The following is a 19,172-nucleotide window of genomic DNA, read 5'->3' on the forward strand; positions in this document are numbered from 1 at the left end:
TTCCCCCCGGGGGGCGGCGCGCGTCAGTACCCGTCGAGCGGCAGCTTCATGTCGATGATGAGCCAGCCATCCTCATAGCGGCGCTCTTTCTCCGCGCGCAGTTGCATCGCCGAGGCGAGGATCAGGCGCGAGCCGAAGCCCTGTTCGGCGGCCGCGTCGTAATCCGGGACCTGCTCTTTCCAGGTGAGGTGAACGCCGTTCTCATAGGGCTCCCACGTCACATTGATCTGGCCGTCCACGGATCTCAGCGCGCCGTATTTGGCGGAGTTTGTCACCCATTCATGCAAGATCAAGGCCAGCGAGGTCAGCGCCCGCGCGGGGATCATCACTTCTGCGCCCGACAGCAGAATGGTTTGCTCGGCGCGTGCAGGCGCAAGCACCCGCTCCAACAGCCCACCGAGCGCAACCGGCTGCGTGCTGTCCGTTCGCAGCATCATGGAATGCGCGCGATCGAGGGCGGTCACGCGGCCGCGCAACTCGTCGAGCATCTCCTCCTTGGTTTCGCTCGCGCGGGCCGCGCTGGAAATCATCGCGGAGACGAGCGCGAAGAGGTTCTTGATGCGGTGGTTCATCTCGGCGAGGTGCAGCTCGCGCTCGGCCAGCAACTCCTGCTCGGAGGTGATGTCGAAGCTGACCCCGATGACTTTGCGCTGGCCCGCCTGCGCGCGGTATTTTCCGACGCCACGGATCCAGCGCTGCTCGCCGGAAGGAAGGGTGATCCGGAAGACCTCGTCATAGATGTCGCCCTCGCTCACGGCACTGTCGAGCGCCTCGAAAACGCGCGCGCGATCTTCCTCGACCACCCGTGTCCGCACTGCGCCCTGCAAGTCCATCTCTCCCTCGGAGATGTCGAAAAGCAGACGACACGGCTCGTCGATTACCAAGCGGCGCGCCTCGACCGAGAATTCCCAGCGGCCGATCCCGGCAATGCCGAATGCGTCCTCGAGGCCGATGGGGGGAAGCGACATGCTGGGGAAACCTCGGTACTGACGATGTGCGGGGGAGGATGAGCGGGGCGCGGAGCCGAATGGCCCGGCCCGACAGTGACCTTTCCTCTGACCGAGTCAACTGCTGTAAACCGCCAGCCCCCGGCACCTATGCCTCCGGCACGGCTCAGACTTCCTGAAGCTCCTTGGTTTCGCCGCGACGACGGCGCGCAAAGGGGTCACCGCCGGCTCAACCCCCGACGCTTAGACCGCAGCGAAAAGCGGCGCGCCGATATAGGAGCCTTTCGGCGCGGCAGGCGGCACCCAGAACAGTCCCGACCCGGTGTGGGAGATGTATTCATTCAGCAGATCCGACGCGCCGAGCCGCCGTTGCAGCGCCTCGAAATACGCTGGATCGTTCTGGTAGCTGATAAAGAACAGCCCCGCATCGAGACGCCCAACCGCGTTCAGACCGCCGGTGAAGTTGTAGCCGCGCCGCAGGATGCGGATGCCGTCATTGGTTTCATGCGCCGATAGCCGAATATGCGCATGCGTCGGGATGACCGGCTCGCCTTGCGCGTTCTTCGCCTTGAAATCGGGCGTGTCGAATTCGTTCTCTCCGGTCAGCGGCGCGCCGGTGAGCTTGTGCCGCCCGAAGACGTCGTTCTGATGGCTGACCTGCGCGTTGTCCCAATTCTCGATATGCATCTCGATCCGGCGCATCACCTGATAGGTGCCACCATGCTGCCAGTCGGGACCGTCATTGGCCCAGACGTGCTGCGCGAGCTGCTCGGGCGTGGTGATGTTGCGGGTGCCGTCGCGATAGCCAAAGAGGTTGCGCGGCGTCTCCTGCCCTGCCCCGGCCGAGGCGCGCCCGAAGCCGAGCTGGGTCCAGCGCACCGTCGCGGCGCCGGTGCGTTTCGCGATCCGCGCGAGGATGCGCACCGCGTGATAGGCGACCTGCGGATCGTCGGCGCAGGCCTGCAGCGAGAGATCGCCACCGCTGATCTCGGGGCGCAGCGCGTCCGAGGGCAGATCGGCCAGCGGACGCAGATGCGGCGGGGCTTTCGCCGCCAGCCTCATCTCCTTGGAGAAGACGCGCGGGCCAAGGCCCACGGTCACCGTCAGCCCTGCCGGACCAAGCCCGAGCGCCTCGCCGGTCTCGAGCGCGGTGGCTGTCTCGCGGTCGGGCTCTGCCGGACCGACCGGCTGCCCTTCCATCATCAGCCCGATCGAGGCCGACCAGCGCGCGAGCAGCACTTGCAACGCGCGCGGATCGGTCCCGGTCAGGTCGAAGGCCATGGCCATCAGATGCTGCTGCGGCGGCGTGGCGATCCCGGCCTGCGGCCCGGTGCCGTAAAAGGCATAGCGCCTCTGGTCCGGATCGGGCATGGCGTCGGGCGCGACCTTGCCGGTCTCCGCCGCCTGCCCCGCCGTGGCGAAGGTGCCGCCAAGCGCTGCCGCGCCGAGAAACAACCCACGCCGCGACAGTCCTGCCGGTTTATCGTCTTGCCCGCGCATCATGGCCTCCTTCGTCTTCAGCTTGCCGTGGCGACTTTTTCAGCGATCCGCGACAGCGGTTCCTGCAGCATCTGGATCGCGCGGCTCAGCTTCACCGCGTCCGATTTGCGCAGTTCGGCATCGTAGATTTTGTAGCCGCCCAGAGCGTCGGGATCGCGGTAGTCTTCGAGCATCGTCTGCACATCCGCAAAGCGCTGCGCGATGGTCTCGGCCACGTCCGGGTCGATCCGCTTCAGCCCCGGCTCGAGGAAGGCGAACGCCTGATGCGCGCCTTCGATATTGGCCGCGAAGTCCACGAGGTCGATATGGCTATAGGCCTCTTCCTCGCCGCTGATCTTGCCGCTTTGCACTTCTTCCAGAAGGGCCGCCGCACCGTTCGCCAGATCCTCGGGACGATATTCGATCCCGCCCGACAGATCGGCGAGCATCTTGACGTTCTTCACCAGTTCCGCCGCATAGGCCTTGGTCTCGTCGGTGATCTCGCCTTTCTCGAACAGGTCGCGCTCCACCGCGTGGAAGCCGTGCCAGCCGACCGCCGGGTCGAGGTTCGAGGCACGCATGTCGATCAGGTAATCGAGGTTGCCCGAGTTGTCGGTCGGGTCGGTGCCGGGCAGGACGAAGCCTTCGACGTCGGGCTCGATCCGCTCATAGAACGGTCGCGCCTGCGCATAGGCTTCCTTCGCGCCCTCCACGTCGCCTGCGTCCACTTTCGCGGCGAGGCGTTCGCTTGCGGTCACCATCGCGCCGACCATGCCTTCGACGTAATTAGCATAGCCTGCGGTGCCTTCGTCCAAGAGATCGCCGATCGCGCTTTGCGCGCGCTGCTTGCTCTCACCAGTCACGGTGAAGGCCACGGTGTCTTCGGCCGCGCCCGGGCAATAGATGCGATAGTCGCCACCGTCGAGCGTGACGGTGAAGCTCGACGCGGGCAGACCGGGGGCGAGGTTCTCTTTCTCGCCGAGGATGCGGCTGTCCGACAGCAGCTCCAGCTCGGAGATCGCCGGGGCGGATTCATTGGTCACCGTGAAGGTGATCGGCCCTGCCGCCGCGCTGTCGTGATCGAGCACGCATGCGCCGCCATTCTCGCCCGTAAGCGTGATCGCGACCTGCGCAGCCCCGTTATTCGTGGGCGCATCGGCCAGCGCGGGCTGCGCGAAGAACGCGGTTGCGGCGAGAAGGGGGACAGCGCGGCGGCGCGCGCGGGACGACATGTTCATTGTCAGGCTCCTGTATTTGCTCTGCGGTTTTGGCTTGGTCAGAGGGACCTGGCGGGGAAAAACGGTGTGGGGCGCGCACGGGCGAGCGCAGAAGCTGCCAGTGCGAGCGCGATGAGGAAGAGGATCACAGGCAACTCTCGGGCCCAGAACTGATGCTCGATACGGGCGCGGCGCACGGAGCGCAGTGCATCGGCGGCGTCTTGCGCGGCGGCGGGGGCCATGACCCAGGCGCCGGTCGCCATGCCACCGGGAGCCATATCGACGCGCAATGTGCGTGCCGTGGTCAGCCCGCCGCCCGAGAGGCGCAGCGTAACGGCACTACGGCCCTGCGCATCGAGAAGCGCATCGCCTGCGGTCCAGACGGTCACCTGTTCGAGCCGCGTCCACTCGGCCACGAAAGGCCCGGGGTTGCGCGCGGGGCTGACGCCCACCGGCAGGCGCCCACCTGCAAGCTGCGCAAGCGTGGCGAGATCGATCTGGCCGGGGGCACCCGCGATCTCGGTCTGGCTCTGCACTTCGCGATGCAGGCTTGGCAGGCCCAGATGCCGCTCCGGCGTGGCCTCGGCGCCCGTCAGGTCGACGCGGGTCGCGCCCATCTCCAGAACCTCACCCTGCAAGCGCAGATCGGGCCCGGCGGAGGTGTCGACATCGCCTTCCAGCACACGCGGCGCATGATCGGGCAGCGTCACCTGCGGTTGCGGCCAAAGCGCCGCGATACCGACGGCCAGCGCTGCGAAGGCGACCGCGAGAGAGCCGCGCAGCCATTGCGCCGTGCGGGGATCGGGACGCAGTGCACGCGGCCAATAGGTCAGCGCCGCGACCGGGATCAGATAGGCGATCCAGCCCAGCACCTCGATCAGGCGCGGATCGGCGGGAATGCCCAGAACGCCGGTGATCAGAGCCGAGCGCACCGTGCCGGGGGCCACGAGCCAGCTCAGATCGGCGATGCGCTGCTGACCCGCCAGCAACCAGCCCGCCTCATGGGCCGAGCGCAGCGTCTGCAACACCAGCCCCGCCGCGACGAGGATCAGGAACACGCCGGTCCAGCGGAAGAAACGCCCCAGATTGAGCCGCATCCCGCCCTGCGCGATCGCCCAGCCAAGCACGACCGACGCCGCGAGGCCAAGTGCTGCACCAAGCCCAGCCCAATGTCCGGTCTGCGCGCCGGAGATCGTGGCAAGCAGGAAAACAGCGGTCTCGAAACCCTCGCGCAGCACGGCGAGGAAGGCCATCGCCGCCAGTGCGACCCGGCTCCCCTGCCCCAGCGCCGCATCGGCGTCGCGCTCGATCTGGCCCTTCAGACCTGCGGCGTGGCGCGTCATCCAGAGCACCATCAGCGTCACGAAGACGACCGCAACGGCCGCGATCACGCATTCGAGCTTTTCCTGCGCGCTATGCGGCAAAGCGGCCTCGACCAGCGCGAGCCCCGCGCCAACACCGACGGCCAGCGCCACGGCGGCAGCGACGCCAAGCCACATCTCGGTCAAACGCTCGCCCCGGGCGCGCAGGAAGGCTGCAATGATCCCGACGATCAGCGCCGCCTCGAGCCCTTCGCGCAGGCCGATGATGAATGTTGCCAACATGCTGTGGGCACCCCGTCGATTCCCGAGTAAATTGATTGGGTATTCGTTAGTGGCGCAGATCGGCGGGCGCAACCCCTTTTCCGAGTAAATTGCTCGGATTCTTGAAGTCGCATTTCTTCGCCCCTGCCGTTGCGGGCGATTTGCAACTTCCGCCATCTTGGGGCAATTCGTGCAGGTCGCCCTCGTAGCGCCGCGCAATCAGGCGGTCCGGCGCAGCGAAAGAGACAACGCCCCGGGCGCCTGAAGCGGCCCGCATGCAACAAATTCGGAGGCCGTATCTTGGCACAATCGCAAATCGGGCTGATCGGCCTTGGCACCATGGGCGGCATGCTCGCCCTCAACATCGCGGAAAAAGGGTTCGACATTTCGGTGTTCAACCGCACCACCAGCGTCACCAAGACCTTCCATGAAAACGCGGGCGAGCTGGCATCGAAGATCACGCCCTGCGAAAATCTCGAAGACCTCGTGGCCTCGATCGCGAAACCGCGCGCGATCATCCTGATGGTCCCCGCAGGCGACCCGGTCGATCAGCAGATCGCGGCGCTGCGCGCCCATCTCGACGCCGACGATCTGATCATCGACGCGGGCAACGCGAATTTCCACGACACCGAGCGCCGCGCGGAAGAAGCAGCGAAGGCGGGGCCGCGTTTCCTCGGCATCGGGGTTTCGGGCGGTGAAGAAGGCGCGCGCCACGGGCCCGCGATCATGGGCGGCGGCGAGCAGCAGGACTGGGACCGCGTGGCCCCGATCCTCAACGCGATCGCGGCGAAATTCGACGGCACGCCCTGCGCCGGCTTTATGGGCAAGGGCGGCTCGGGGCATTTTGTCAAAGCCGTGCATAACGGCATCGAATATGCCGACATGCAGATGATCGCCGAAACCTATGGCGTGATGCGCGACGGCATGGGGCTGAACTCGAAGGCCTGCGGCGAGATCTTCGCGAAATGGGACGAAGGCGCGCTGAAATCCTACCTGATCGAGATTTCCGGCAAGGTCGCCCGCGCCACCGATCCCGAGAGTGGCGAGCCGATGCTCGACATCATCCTCGACCGCGCGGGCCAGAAAGGCACCGGCCGCTGGACCGTGATCGAGGCGCAGCATCTGGCCGCCCCCGTCCCGGTGATCGAAGCGGCAGTGATGGCGCGCAACCTGTCGTCGCGGCTCGATGCGCGCAAGCAGGGCGAGGATATGTTCGGCGCGGCCCCCGAGGCGCTGCCCGAGGGCGCACTGAGCGCGGAGGATCTGGAGAACGCACTGATCGCGGGCAAGATCCTGTGCTACGCGCAGGGCTTCGAGCTGCTGCGCTCGGCCAATGCGCCCTTCGACTGGGATCTGCCGCTGCCCGACATCGCGCTGGTCTGGCGCGACGGCTGCATCATCCGCTCGGCGATGCTCGACGATATGGCGAGCGCGCTCAGCGAGTCGCCCGATCGCAACCTGATGTATGCGCCCTATTTCGCGGATCTGCTGAAGGCGCATCACGGCGCGCTGCGCAAGGTCGTCAGCATTGCCGCGGCCCACGGCCTGGCGGTTCCGGCCCTGTCGATGGCGCTGAGCTATTTCGACACGATGCGCACCGCGCGCGGCACCGCGAACATGATCCAGGGCCAGCGCGATTTCTTCGGCGCGCATGGGTTCGAGCGCACCGACCGCGAGGGCACCGACTTCCACGGCCCCTGGGCGATGTAAGCGCGCCCTCTACGCTGAAAGATCACCGCCCGCGGCTCGCGCAGAGTCGCGGGCGGTTTCCGTTTCGCGGGGCGTCAGACGCCGCGAACCATGCGGCACAATCACGAGTTCGTGTGCGTCGCAACCGGACCCGCCCCGCTTGATCCCCATCAAAGTCCTAAAGCATCGAGATCGTTACCCTTCCTGCATCCAAAACGGAGGCCGGGACTGCTATGACACGGGATTTCGAAGGTAAATCAGCTATCGTTACGGGCGCGGGATCAGGGATCGGCGCGGCAATCGCCAAGGAATTGGCGGCGCGCGGCGCTTCGGTCCTGCTTGCCGATCAGAACGCGGACGCGGCCAAGTCCGTGGCCGAGGAAATTCGCAAGGCTGGCGGCACCGCCGAACCGATGGCGGTCGACGTCACCTCTGCCACGGAGGTCGAGGCGATGGTCGAGAAGGCAGTCGCGACCTTCGGCAAGCTGGATCTGGCCGTGAACAATGCGGGCATCGGCGGTCCGCAGGTGCCGTTCGGGGAGTATCCGCTCGACGGCTGGAAGCAGGTGATCGACGTCAACCTGAACGGGGTGTTCTACGGGATGCGCTTCGCGATCGCCGCGATGCTGAAATCGGGCGGCGGCGCGATCGTGAACATGTCCTCGATCCTCGGCTCGGTCGCGTTCCCGAGCGCCTGCGCCTATGTCGCGGCGAAACATGCGCTTCTGGGGCTGACGCGGGCGGCGGCGATCGATCACGCGGCACAGGGCATCCGCGTCAATGCGGTCGGCCCCGCCTTCATCGAGACGCCGCTTCTGTCGGGGCTGGCGCCCGAGGTGAAGGACTCGCTGGTCGCGCTGCATCCCGCCGGACGGCTCGGCACGCCCGAGGAGGTCGCGGCGCTGACCTGCTTCCTGCTGTCGGATGCCGCGAGCTTCGTGAACGGCAGCTATCACCTCGTTGACGGCGGATATACCTCGCGATGAGCACGACGGAGGGGCGGATCATCGCGGTGCGCGGGCCGGTCATCGACGCAAGTTTCGATGGCCCGCTACCGCCGATCCATTCGATCCTGACGCTGACGGATGACGACATGCCGGGCAGCTTCGAGGTGCATGGCCATCTCGACGCGCATCGGGTGCGCGCCATCGCCTTGCAATCGACGCTCGGCCTGTCGCGCGGGCGCAAGCTGCGCGCCACGGGCAAGCCGCTCGAAGTGCCGGTCGGCGAGGCCGTTCTGGGGCGCCTGATGGATGTGACGGGGGCGATGCGCGACGGCGGCGATCCCCTGCCTCAAACGACGCCACGCCGCCCGATCCACGGCACGCCGCCGCGCCTGTCGGGCAGCGGCGCGGTCACCGCCTTCGAGACCGGCATCAAGGTGATCGACCTGATGCTGCCGCTGGCTCGCGGCGGCAAGGCTGCGATGTTCGGCGGCGCGGGCGTGGGCAAGACGGTGCTGGTGATGGAACTCATCAACACGATGGTCGAGAAATATCAGGGCATCGCGATCTTCGCGGGCGTGGGGGAGCGCTCGCGCGAGGGTCACGAGATGCTCGCCGACATGACCGAGTCGGGCGTTCTGGCCCGCACGGCGCTGGTCTATGGCCAGATGAACGAGCCGCCCGGCGCGCGTTGGCGGGTGCCGCTGACCGCAGTCTCCATCGCCGAGGATTTCCGCGACCGCGATCACCGCAACGTCCTTCTGATGATGGATAACGTCTTCCGCTTCGTGCAGGCGGGCAGCGAGGTCTCGGGGCTTCTGGGCCGCCTGCCCTCGCGCGTGGGCTACCAGCCCACCCTCGCGTCTGAGGTCGCGGAACTGGAGGAGCGCATCGCCTCCGCCGCCGGGGCGTCGGTCACGGCAATTCAGGCGGTCTACGTGCCGGCTGACGATTTCACCGATCCGGCGGTGACCGCGATTTCGGGGCATATGGACAGCTCCATCGTGCTGTCGCGTCAGTTGGCCTCGGAGGGGATCTACCCCGCGATCGACCCGCTCGCCTCGTCCTCGCAACTGCTCGACCCCGAGATCGTCGGGGCGGAGCATTTCCAGCTGGCAGGCGAGGCGCGGGCGCTTTTGGCGCGGTTCCGCGAATTGCAGGACATCATCGCGCTTCTCGGCGTCGAGGAGCTCGGCGCGGCCGACCGGCTCGCGGTGCGCCGCGCACGCAAGCTGCAACGCTTCCTCACCCAGCCCTTTGTCGTGACCGAGGCCTTTACCGGCCAGACCGGGCGCTCGGTGCCGCTGGCCGATACGCTGGAGGGCTGCCGTGCGATCCTCGCGGGCGAGGCGGACGACTGGTCGGATCAGTCGCTCTACATGATCGGCGGGATCGACGAGGCCCGCCAGCGAGAGGAGGCGGCAGCATGAGGCTCACCATCGCCACGCCCCTCGAAATCGTCGTCGACGCCAAGAACGTCACCGCGATCCGGGCCGAGGACGAGAGCGGCGGCTTCGGCATCCTGCCCGGCCATGCCGAGTTCCTCACCAGCCTCAGCATCTCGGTCATCTCCTGGGTGGTCGAGGGCCAACGGCACTATTGCGCGGTGAAGGGCGGTGTTCTTATGGTCGAGAATGGAAGCGATGTCTCGGTCTCGACCCGCGCTGCGGTGACCGGCGATCTGCCCGAGCTGGGCGACACGATCCTGAAGCGGTTTCAGGACGAGGATGACGCCGCGAAGACCAAACAGGCCGACTCCACCCGGCTGCATCTGCTCGCGATCCGGCAGCTGGTGGCGAGCCTCGACGGCGCGCAGGCTCGGAAGGATTGGACATGACCCACCCGCCGGAAGACCCGGAACAGACGGAGGAGCCGATGGAGAGCGCCGCGCGCCGCCACGCCGCCCGGATCGAGAAAGCCCGAGAGGAGGGTGACATCCCGCTGGCAAGACGGCTGGGCCAGATCGGTGTGCTCGGATGGATCGTGGTGCTTCCGATGCTGGCGGGGGCCGCGGGCGGCAGATGGATCGACCGGAGCGCTCAGTCGGGCATCTTCTGGACTGCCGCGCTGATGATGGTGGGGCTTGTCGTGGGGTGCTGGCTGGGCTGGCGCTGGGTGCAGCAGCAATGAGCGGGACGATGGTTCTTCTGGGTCTGGCGAGCCTCGCCCTCGGCATCGGCGTGGGCGTCGTGCATTTCGCGCTGCTGCGGGCGGGAACGGATGCGATGCTGCTCGAAAGCAAGGCGCTGAAGGCGATCGCGCTGACCGTGCTGCGCTTCGGGCTGACGATCGGGGTTCTCGTGGGCTGCGCGCTTCTGGGTGCCGTGCCGCTGCTGGCGGCGGCGCTCGGGATCGGCATCGGGCGGATGCTTACCCTAAGACGCGCGAGGTCCGCATGAATTCGCCGCTGGAGACCACCGTGCTGTTCTGGATCGGTCCCGTGCCGATCACGCAACCCGTCGTCACGACATGGGTGATGATGGTGGTGATCGTGGTCGGATCCTACGCGCTGACCCGAAACCTGAGCCTCAAGCCCGCACGGCGCCAAGCGGCGCTGGAGCTGCTGGTGACGGTGCTCGACACCCAGATCCGCGAGACGATGAGCGTAGAGCCCGGCCGCTACCGCACCTTTCTCGGCGGCTTGTTCTTGTTCATCCTGATCGCGAACTGGTCCTCGCTGATCCCGGGGGTGGAGCCGCCAACTGCCAACCTCGAAACCGACGCAGCATTGGCGCTGCTCGTCTTCGTAGCGGTGATCGTCTACGGCATCCGCGCGGGCGGCGTGCGTGGCTACCTGCGCAGCTTTGCGATGCCGACGCCGCTGATGATCCCGCTGAACCTCGTCGAGACGCTGACGCGCAGCTTTTCGCTGCTGATCCGCCTGTTCGGCAATATCATGAGCGGGGTCTTCGTGATCGGGATCGTGCTCTCGCTTGCGGGGCTGTTCGTGCCGATCCCCTTCATGGCGCTCGATCTGCTGACCGGCCTTGTCCAAGCCTACATCTTTACCGTCCTCGCCATGGTTTTCATCGCGGCGGCAGTGGCGGAATCCCAAACCTCCCACGGATCCGGAAAGGACTGATCATGGAATATATTGAAGTGGCGAGCGTTATCTCGGCCGCCGCGGCGGTGGCCTTCGGGGCGCTCGGCCCCGCGCTCGGCGAGGGGCGCTCGGTCGCGGCTGCGATGGACGCGATCGCCCGCCAGCCCGAGGCCGCGAACGCGATCTCGCGCACGCTCTTCGTCGGGCTCGCGATGATCGAGACGACGGCGATCTACTGCCTCGTGATCGCGCTTCTGCTGCTGTTCGCCAACCCGTTCATCGGCTGATCATGACACTGGACTGGTGGACGCTCGGGCTGCAGACGCTCAATGCGGCGGTGCTGATCTGGCTTCTGAGCCGGGTGCTTTGGCATCCGATCGTAAGTGCCATCCAGGCGCGTCAGGCCGAGGCGGACAAGCAATTGAGTGAGGCGAGCGAGACCGCGCGCAAGGCCGATGAGGCGAAGGCGCAGGCCGAGGCGGAGCTCGATCAGGTCGGCACGCGCAAGTCCGAGATGCTGGCGCAGGCCCAGACCGAGGCCGAAGCCGCGCGCAAGGCGCTTCTGGATCACGCCCGCGCAGAGGCCGCCGATATGGCCCGCACCGCAGAGGCCGAACGCGCCGCCCGCGCGGAGGAAGCCGAGGCGCGCTATGCCGCCCGCGCCGCCGATCTGGCGCAGCGCATGGCCGAACGGATCGGCGCGCGCCTGTCGCGGCCCGCATTGCTCGAAGCTTACGCAACGGATCTTCTGGCGCAGGTCGCGGCCCTCGACACCGAAGATCGCGCCGCGCTCGGCTCGGAGAAACTCATGCTGCGGATCAGCGATGCGACAGAGGCCGGTTACGGGGAGGCTTTCGCCGACCGCCTCGGGAAGACCTTGGGCGAAGAGATCCGCCCCGCCATCAAGACGGATGCGGAGCTGATCTGCGGCCTCGCGCTGGAGACCAAGCACCTGCACCTCGAAAGCTCATGGGCCGCCGATCTCGCCCGGATGCGCAAGGAGGTGGCCAATGACACCCAATGATCCCGACGAGTGGCTGGACCGCAGCCTCGAGGCCATCGCGCGTGCGCCGCTCGGTCCCGTCGTGCGCCGCAGCGGGCGGGTGGAGCGCGTGTCCGACGGCGTTGCGATGGTGTCGGGCCTGCCCGAAGCCCGCGCCGGCGAGCGGCTGGTCTTCGAGGGCGGGCAATCGGGCTTCGTGCATGTGCTCGACGAAGAGACCCTCGCGGCGGTGTTGCTCGACGATATCGCGGGCGTCGCACAGGGCGATGCGGTCACCGGCACGGGCGACGTGATGCGGGTGCCGGTCGGGCCGGGACTGCTGGGCCGGATCGTCGATCCGCTCGGGCGGCCCCTCGACGGGCTCGGCCCAATCACGACCACGGCCAAACACCCGGTCGAACGCCCCGCCCCGGCGATCATCGACCGCGCCGCGGTGGTGGAGCCGATGCAGACCGGCACGCTCGTGGTGGATGCCCTCTTCGCGCTTGGACGGGGCCAGCGCGAGCTGATCGTGGGCGACCGTGCGACCGGCAAGACGACGATCGCGCTCGACACGATCCTGAACCAGAAAGACGGCGACGTGACCTCGGTCTATGTCGCGATCGGGCAGAAAACCTCCTCGGTGGAGCGCGTGATCGAGACGCTTCGGCGCAACGGCGCGCTGGCGCGCACCATTGTCGTGGTCGCCGGGCCGTCGACACCGCCGGGGATGCAATGGCTCGCCCCCTTCGCAGGCATGACCATGGCCGAGGAGCTGCGCGACACCGGCGGCCACGCGCTGATTGTGCTCGACGACCTCACGCGCCACGCCGCCTCGCATCGCGAGCTTGCACTGCTGACCCGCCAGACGCCGGGGCGCGAGGCCTATCCGGGCGATATCTTCTATCTGCACGCCCGGCTTCTGGAACGCGCCGCGCGGCTGTCGGACGCATTGGGCAGCGGCACGCTGACCGCGCTGCCGATTGCCGAGACCGATGCGGGCAACCTCGCGGCCTTCATCCCGACCAACCTGATCTCGATCACCGACGGGCAGATCGCGCTGGACGCCAAACTGTTCAACCGCGGCCAGAAACCCGCCGTGGATGTCGGCACCTCAGTCAGCCGGGTTGGCGGCAAGACGCAGGCGCGCAGCCTGCGCGACGCCGCGGAGTCGATGCGGCTCGATTACGCGCAGTTCCTTGAGTTGGAGATTTTCACGCGTTTCGGGGGGATGCCCGATACGCGGGTGAAGGCGCAGCTTGCGCGCGGGCGGGCGGTGCGCGCGGTGCTGGCGCAGATCCAGCACGCGCCACTGCGCCTCGCCGATGAGGTGGCGCTGGTTCTGGCAGTGCAGACGGGGCTTCTCGACGGGTTGGAGCCCGAGCAGATCGACGCGCTGCGCGCGGCGCTGCCCGATGCGCTCGATGCGGCGGGGCTGTCTGGGGCGGATTTCTCCGCCACGCTCAGCGAGGGTCTGCATGACCAGATCGTGCAATGCCTGAAAGGGCTTTTGCCGGAGCCTTCAAAATGAGCGAGCAGCTTGCCGAGATCGAAGCGCGGATCGGCAGTATCCGCACGCTCGCCTCGGTGATCCGGGCGATGCGCGCCATCGCGGGCGCACGCGTGCGCCAAACAGAGGGAGAGCTTGCCTCGGTGGATCTGCACGCGGCGACGGTGAGCCGTGCGCTCGACCGGGTCCTGTCGCTCGCGCCCACACCGCCCAAACCCGAAGGGCCGCCGCTCACCGTTCTGTTTCTGGCCGAGCAGGGCTTTGCGGGATCGTTCAACGCCCGGCTTCTGAGCGAGTTGGGCGCGCCGCCCGGCGGTCTCGTCGTGATCGGCACGCGCGGCGCGGCGCTGGCCGCCGAGCAAGGCCTGAATGCGCTTGCGCAGTTCCCCCTGCCCTCGCACGGCCCGGCGGTTCCGCCCTTCGCCGACCGGCTGGCCGAGACGCTGCTGCAACTGGCGGGCCGCGCCCCGATCGACGCATTCTACGCCCAGACGGAGGATGGCAGCTGGAAAGCCCGCCGCCGCCGTATCTTCCCCCGCCCGACCCGGTCGACTCCGCCGCCAAGCCAGCCGCCGCTGCTGACGCTGCCGCCCGCGCAGCTTTGCGCGTCGCTCTTTGCCGAGCTGCTGCACGCGGAGCTGTGCCGCGTGGCGTTGCATGCCACGGCGGCGGAAAACACCGCCCGGATGCTCGCCATGGCGTCCGCCCAGGGAATGACCGAACGCAAGCTCGACGCGCTGCAACAGACCGCGCGGATTTCGCGCCAGGAGTCGGTGACGACGGAAATTCTGGAGCTTTCGGCAGGCGTCACGTCCAGCTGAGCTGAGCCCCCCACAACCCCGCTACGCACACGCATCGCTTGAAAAGCGCGCCCGCATGCAACAAGACTTGGGCTCGAGCAGAAACGAGGCCGATGTGACGCAAGAGATGTCCCCCGAGGCGCAACCCGGGTCGGGAGATGACCCGATCGACATGCGGATCATGGCGATTTTTCCCGAGTTGACCCCCAGCGAGAAACGCCTTGCCGAGGTCGTGCTCGAAGCGCAATCGACCCTGTCGAGCTATACGGCTGCAGAACTGGCCGAGAGCGCGGGGATTTCCTCGGCCACGGCGGCGCGCTTCTTCAAGCGGTTGGGCTATCGCAATTACAACGAAGCGCGGCTGCATTCGCGGCGCAATGGAAGCTGGGGCTCGCCGCTTAGCGAGTTGAGCGACGGTACCGAGCCGGGACAGCTCGCCGATCACTTCGCGCAGGATATGCAGAATCTGACCCGCAGCACCGAGATCCTCTCGGAAGAGGCGGTCGCCGATGCGGTCGAGCATCTCGCCTCGGCCCGCCGGATCTGGGTGCTGGGCTACCGGAATTCGCGGGCGCTTGCGATCTATGCCCGCGCCCTGCTGCTCAATCTGAAATCGGACGTGCAGCTTCTGCCCTATGAGGGCGCCTCGCTTGCCGAGGATGTCGCGGGGTTCGCGCCGGGCGATGTGCTGCTGGCGATCGGGCTGCGGCGCAGGACGCGGGCGCTGGGAGAGGTGATGACCGTCGCGCGCGAGGCGGGCATCCCGACAATCCTGATCGGCGACCCCACCGTGGCGCAGACCGCGCGGCATGCGACGATCACCCTGCGCTGCCACAATCGCGGGCAAGGCATCTTCGACAGCACGGTCGTCGCGATGAGCCTGATCAACTTCCTCTGCTCGAGTCTGGTGGACTCGCTTGGCCCCGAAGCGCGCGCCCGACTCGCCCGGATCGAGGACCTTCATGCGCGGTTCGACGACCTCGGACCGCCCCCGGAGAGCCTTGAGGCGCTCACCAAGGCTGCAAAACAGGACAAATAGCGCCTAAAAACTGCGCATGGCTCGAATGAAAGCTTATTTTCATTTTTAGCATTTTGTGAAATATTTCTTTCCTGCGAAGGTGACCTCGCCATCTCATGCAGCGAAAGGATATGCCATGGATCGCCGACTATTCCTGAAATCTGCGCTTGCGGGCACCGCTCTCGGGGCGTTCGGCCCGGCGGGACGAGCGCTGGCCGCGACCGACCTTCTGTGGATGACCTGGGAGAACCTCGCGAAAGACGACTATCTCGCGCCCTTCCTCGACAGCCATGACGTCGACCTGACGAAGACCTTCATCGGCACCGATGACGAGCAATTCGCGAAACTTCGCGCCGGCGGGGCCTCCTCGGTCGACCTGATCACGCCCGGTCTCGACAAGGTTTCCTACTACACCGCGTCAGACCTTCTGCAGCCGATCGACTTCGACAAGGTGCCGAACGCGAAGCTCCTCTATGACACGTTCAAGAAGACTGATCTGGGCAAGACGGACGGCCAGACCTACGGCATCCCCTTCTATTGGGGCATCAACCCGATCGTTTATCGCGCCGACCTGATGGATGAAGAGCCCGATTGGTCCGTCTTCTTCGAGGGCGACAAATACAACGGCAAGCTCGCGATGCGCGACTACGCGCTCGAAGGGATCATGATCGCCGCGATGTATCTGGGCATCCCGCGCGACGAAATGTTCACGATGGACGACAAGCAGCTCGCCGAAGTGAAAAAGGTGCTGATGATCCAGAAGAGCAAGCTGCGCACCTACTGGAATTCCATCGGCGACCTGACCAACCTGTTCGCGACCGGCGAAGTGGTCTGCGCCTTCTCCTGGGTGCCGCCCTATTACGACCTGAAGGAAAAAGGTCTCGAAATGGGCATGGCCAAACCCAAGCAGGGCGTCATCGGCTGGTGCGACACGATCGCCGTGCCCAAGGGCGTCGAGGGCGCGCGCAGGGACTCGGTCTTCGAACTGGTCAACTACCTGCTCGGCCCGACCTACGGCAAAATGCTCGCCTATGGCGGCCCCTATGCGCAATCGACCTCCGCCGCGCGCGACGAGATCGACGAAGCCCAGCAGGAGAAAATCTTCATCAAGGATCTGTCGGTGATGGATAACTTCGTCTGGAAGCAAAATCCGCCGCGCTACAACGACTGGGTCGCACTCTGGAACGAAGTGAAGGCCAGCTAAGAATGACCGAGGCAGGTTCCGGGCCGACGGGTGGGCAGGGGCAGACAATGCCCCTGCTCCGCGCGCGTGCCCTGTGTAAGACATATGGCACCGTGCAGGCCGTGCGCGGTGTGAATTTCCGGCTCGACGAGAATTCCTACGTCACGCTGCTGGGGCCTTCGGGCTGCGGCAAGACCTCGATCCTGCGCATGATCGGCGGGTTCGAGGAGGTGAGCGAGGGGATGCTCGAGCTTGACGGCAAGAAGATCAACGACGTGTCCGCAAGCGCCCGCCCGATCAACACCGTCTTCCAGAGCTACGCCCTCTTCCCACATCTGAGCGTGTTGGAAAACGTGGGCTTCGGGTTGCGCTACAAGGGGCTGAGCCGCAAACAAGAACGCGAGAAGGCCCGCGCGGCGCTGGAAACCGTGCAGATGACCGCGATGGCGGATCGTCGCCCGCGCCAGCTCTCGGGCGGGCAGCAACAGCGCGTGGCGCTGGCCCGCGCGATTGCCAACGAGCCGCGTCTGCTACTTCTGGACGAGCCGCTCTCCGCGCTCGACCGGCGGATGCGCAAGGACATGCAGATCGAGCTGAAAGACCTGCAGCGTCGGCTGAAAATGACCTTTCTCCATGTCACCCACGATCAGGAAGAGGCCTTCGCGCTCTCGGACTGGATCATCGTGATGCGTGACGGGATCATCGAACAACAAGGCGCGCCGGATACGATTTATCGCCGCCCCGAGACCGCTTATGTGGCCGATTTCATCGGCGGCGCGGCCTGCGTGCCGGGCAAGATCACCGACACCGCCATCGGCGCCTATGAGATCGAGACCCCCTTGGGCCAGTTCGCGACACCCGGCGTGCGCGGCCTCAAAGCCGGCTCTCCCGCCGTGCTCTGCCTGCGCCCCGAGCAACTGTTCCTCGACCCGCAGGGCCAGATTTCCGCGCGCGTGACCCATGCCGTTTATCGCGGCGCGGAATGGCTGGTGGAAGCTGAGGCCGCGGGCATCACGCTGGCGCTGACCGTAGGCCATGACGACGTGCCCGAGATCGGCGCGGAGATCCGCATCGGTTTCGATCCGGCACAGGTCTGGATCGCGCGGACCGAGGCCGAACAAGCGACGGAGGCCAAGCCATGAGCCTGCGCGTCGGCACGCTCCTCGCCGCCCCGGTGACGGCCTTCCTGCTGGCGCTTTGCGTGGCGCCGCTGCTGATCCTGTTCGCCTACAGCTTCTTCCGCGTCGATTTCGTCGCGATCTCCTACGACCCGTCCTTCGCCAATTATGCAAAGATCGCAGGCTCTGCGACCTATCGCGGGTTGATCCTGAAGGCCTTCGGCTCGGGCGCGCTCGTCGTCGCGATCACCGCCGTGATCGGCTACCCGGTCGCGTGGTTCCTCGCCAAACGTGCGGGCGCAATGAAATCCGCGCTGCTGACGCTGCTGCTCGTGCCGCTTTATTCCGGCGATCTGGTGCGGGTGTTCGCTTGGCGCGTGCTTCTGGGCGCCGAAGGGGTGATCAACCGCTCGCTGATCTGGGCAGGCGTCACCGACGCGCCCATTCAGGGGTTGCTGTTCTCGCCCCTCGCGACCCATATCGCGCTGACCTACAACTACCTGCCCTTCATGGTGATCGGGCTGTGGCTCGCCTTCGAGAGCCTCGATGACGCGTGGCTGGAAGCCGCCGCCGATCTGGGGGCGCGCAGCCCCAGCCGCTTCGCCCGCGTGACCCTGCCGCTGACCTTCCCCGGCCTTGTCGCCGGTGGGCTGATGGTCTTCGTGATGGTGGTGGGCGATTACCTCACGCCGCAACTGCTGGGCGGGGCCTCGGGGATCACCGTGATCTCGGCGATCAACGACCTCTTCGGCACCGCGTTCGACTGGCCGCTGGGTTCGGCCATCGCCTGGACGATGCTCGCGATCCTGATGGCCTTCTTTGCCGTGGGCGCGATGCTGATCCGCCGCTCCAGCCTTGTGGGAGGGTCCTGACATGTCGCGCCTCTCCACGCTTTGGGTCTGGGCGGTCTTCGCCTTCATGTATCTGCCGATCGCGATGATCGCGCTTTTTTCGGTCAACGATTCCAAGATCATGTCCCTGCCCTTCTCGGGCTTCACCCTGAAATGGTATGCCGAGGTGATGGGCGACGGGCGTCTGGGCGGGGGCTTCCTGACCACGCTCAGCGTCGCCTTCCCCGTCGCGATCTGCGCGACGCTTCTGGGCGGGCTCGCCGCTTTGGCGATCAGCTTCTACCCGATGCGCGGACGCGGCATCTTCGCGGTGCTGCTGCTCGCACCCTTCCTGATCCCGAAGCTGATCCTCGCCGTGGCGCAGCTGATCATGTTCAACGAGACCGGGGTGGAGCGCAGCCTGCTGACGGTGATCGCCGCGCAGACGGTGATCGTGCTTCCCTTCTCGACGCTGGTGATCGCCTCGGTGCTGATCCGGATCGACCGCGGGCTGCTGGAAGCGGCCGCCGATCTGGGGGCCTCGGGCCTCTCGGCCTTCCGCCGGGTGGTGCTGCCGCTGATGGCGAACGGGCTGATGGCGTCGTGGGTCGTGGCCTTCGTGCTGTCCTCGGCCGAATACGTCCTGACCGCTTTCGTCTCTGGCCGCGCGCAACCGCTTTCGGTGCTCGTCGCCTCCGACTTCCGCTTCGCGCTCTCCCCCTCACTCAACGCGCTCGCCGTGATGATCGTCTTCGGCAACATCGCCCTCGTGGCGCTGGCCGAGCTGATCCGCCGCCGCGCCTCCAAGACGGGGGCCTGAGCGCGATGA

20 protein-coding genes are annotated in these 19,172 nt (G+C 66.6%); 16 read left to right on the plus strand and 4 right to left on the minus strand.

All coding sequences use genetic code 11. From position 1 onward, the window contains the following. Positions 1-23: 23 nt before the first annotated feature. From BMI85_RS04150 to efeU, 4 genes are all read right to left on the minus strand, one after another. A complete protein-coding gene (locus tag BMI85_RS04150) occupies positions 24-968 on the minus strand; it encodes an HWE histidine kinase domain-containing protein (protein WP_078599602.1) in 945 nt (314 codons plus the stop codon). Positions 969-1,190: 222 nt separating this feature from the next. After that, on the minus strand, positions 1,191-2,447 hold the full coding sequence (locus BMI85_RS04155; protein WP_078599603.1) for a Dyp-type peroxidase: 1,257 nt from the start codon (positions 2,445-2,447) through the stop codon (positions 1,191-1,193). Between the two features lie 17 nt (positions 2,448-2,464). Beyond that, a complete protein-coding gene (efeO, locus tag BMI85_RS04160) occupies positions 2,465-3,664 on the minus strand; it encodes an iron uptake system protein EfeO (RefSeq protein ID WP_210402304.1) in 1,200 nt (399 codons plus the stop codon). 38 nt (positions 3,665-3,702) lie between these two features. Next, positions 3,703-5,247, minus strand: a complete 1,545-nt coding sequence (efeU, locus tag BMI85_RS04165) for an iron uptake transporter permease EfeU (RefSeq protein WP_168174728.1) — start codon at positions 5,245-5,247, stop codon at positions 3,703-3,705. A gap of 279 nt (positions 5,248-5,526) precedes the next feature. Here efeU and gndA point away from each other — a divergent pair, with 279 nt between their 5' ends. The 16 genes from gndA to BMI85_RS04245 all read left to right on the plus strand — a co-directional run bounded on the left by gndA (position 5,527) and on the right by BMI85_RS04245 (position 19,163). Continuing rightward, positions 5,527-6,936, plus strand: a complete 1,410-nt coding sequence (gene gndA / locus BMI85_RS04170) for an NADP-dependent phosphogluconate dehydrogenase (protein WP_078599605.1) — start codon at positions 5,527-5,529, stop codon at positions 6,934-6,936. Positions 6,937-7,148: 212 nt separating this feature from the next. Further along, the gene (locus BMI85_RS04175) at positions 7,149-7,901 is read left to right on the plus strand and encodes an SDR family NAD(P)-dependent oxidoreductase (protein ID WP_078539901.1); all 753 of its coding nucleotides are present in this window, start codon (positions 7,149-7,151) and stop codon (positions 7,899-7,901) included. Continuing rightward, the gene (atpD, locus tag BMI85_RS04180) at positions 7,898-9,289 is read left to right on the plus strand and encodes a F0F1 ATP synthase subunit beta (RefSeq protein ID WP_078599606.1); all 1,392 of its coding nucleotides are present in this window, start codon (positions 7,898-7,900) and stop codon (positions 9,287-9,289) included. The genes BMI85_RS04175 and atpD overlap by 4 nt, the downstream gene beginning before the upstream one ends. Next, on the plus strand, positions 9,286-9,696 hold the full coding sequence (locus tag BMI85_RS04185) for a hypothetical protein (RefSeq protein ID WP_078599607.1): 411 nt from the start codon (positions 9,286-9,288) through the stop codon (positions 9,694-9,696). Before atpD ends, BMI85_RS04185 begins: the two co-directional genes overlap by 4 nt. Beyond that, complete coding sequence (locus BMI85_RS04190; RefSeq protein ID WP_078519858.1) at positions 9,693-9,989, plus strand: AtpZ/AtpI family protein; 297 nt, start codon at positions 9,693-9,695, stop codon at positions 9,987-9,989. The genes BMI85_RS04185 and BMI85_RS04190 overlap by 4 nt, the downstream gene beginning before the upstream one ends. Further along, complete coding sequence (locus BMI85_RS04195) at positions 9,986-10,258, plus strand: ATP synthase subunit I (protein WP_168174729.1); 273 nt, start codon at positions 9,986-9,988, stop codon at positions 10,256-10,258. Before BMI85_RS04190 ends, BMI85_RS04195 begins: the two co-directional genes overlap by 4 nt. Beyond that, on the plus strand, positions 10,255-10,941 hold the full coding sequence (locus tag BMI85_RS04200; RefSeq protein ID WP_078599609.1) for a F0F1 ATP synthase subunit A: 687 nt from the start codon (positions 10,255-10,257) through the stop codon (positions 10,939-10,941). The genes BMI85_RS04195 and BMI85_RS04200 overlap by 4 nt, the downstream gene beginning before the upstream one ends. A 2-nt stretch (positions 10,942-10,943) precedes the next feature. Further along, positions 10,944-11,189, plus strand: a complete 246-nt coding sequence (locus BMI85_RS04205; RefSeq protein WP_078519861.1) for a F0F1 ATP synthase subunit C — start codon at positions 10,944-10,946, stop codon at positions 11,187-11,189. 2 nt (positions 11,190-11,191) lie between these two features. Then, entirely contained in the window at positions 11,192-11,926 is a 735-nt protein-coding gene (locus tag BMI85_RS04210) for an ATP synthase F0 subunit B (RefSeq protein WP_078599610.1), read from the plus strand. Then, positions 11,913-13,415: a F0F1 ATP synthase subunit alpha gene (locus BMI85_RS04215; RefSeq protein ID WP_078599611.1), complete on the plus strand. Its 1,503-nt coding sequence runs from the start codon at positions 11,913-11,915 to the stop codon at positions 13,413-13,415. Before BMI85_RS04210 ends, BMI85_RS04215 begins: the two co-directional genes overlap by 14 nt. Further along, positions 13,412-14,215 carry a F0F1 ATP synthase subunit gamma gene (locus tag BMI85_RS04220; protein ID WP_168174730.1) on the plus strand — a complete coding sequence of 268 codons (804 nt, stop codon included), beginning with the start codon at positions 13,412-13,414 and terminating at the stop codon, positions 14,213-14,215. The genes BMI85_RS04215 and BMI85_RS04220 overlap by 4 nt, the downstream gene beginning before the upstream one ends. 55 nt (positions 14,216-14,270) lie before the next feature. Beyond that, entirely contained in the window at positions 14,271-15,233 is a 963-nt protein-coding gene (locus BMI85_RS04225) for a MurR/RpiR family transcriptional regulator (protein ID WP_078599612.1), read from the plus strand. 115 nt (positions 15,234-15,348) lie between these two features. Continuing rightward, positions 15,349-16,416, plus strand: a complete 1,068-nt coding sequence (locus tag BMI85_RS04230; RefSeq protein ID WP_078519866.1) for a substrate-binding domain-containing protein — start codon at positions 15,349-15,351, stop codon at positions 16,414-16,416. Between the two features lie 47 nt (positions 16,417-16,463). Further along, a complete protein-coding gene (locus BMI85_RS04235; RefSeq protein WP_078599898.1) occupies positions 16,464-17,537 on the plus strand; it encodes an ABC transporter ATP-binding protein in 1,074 nt (357 codons plus the stop codon). After that, positions 17,534-18,385 carry an ABC transporter permease gene (locus BMI85_RS04240; protein ID WP_078539912.1) on the plus strand — a complete coding sequence of 284 codons (852 nt, stop codon included), beginning with the start codon at positions 17,534-17,536 and terminating at the stop codon, positions 18,383-18,385. The genes BMI85_RS04235 and BMI85_RS04240 overlap by 4 nt, the downstream gene beginning before the upstream one ends. A gap of 1 nt (position 18,386) precedes the next feature. Further along, entirely contained in the window at positions 18,387-19,163 is a 777-nt protein-coding gene (locus BMI85_RS04245) for an ABC transporter permease (RefSeq protein ID WP_078599613.1), read from the plus strand. Positions 19,164-19,172: the final 9 nt, after the last annotated feature.

Source organism: Thioclava sp. DLFJ4-1 (genome assembly GCF_002020145.1).
Taxonomy (GTDB): domain Bacteria; phylum Pseudomonadota; class Alphaproteobacteria; order Rhodobacterales; family Rhodobacteraceae; genus Thioclava; species Thioclava sediminum.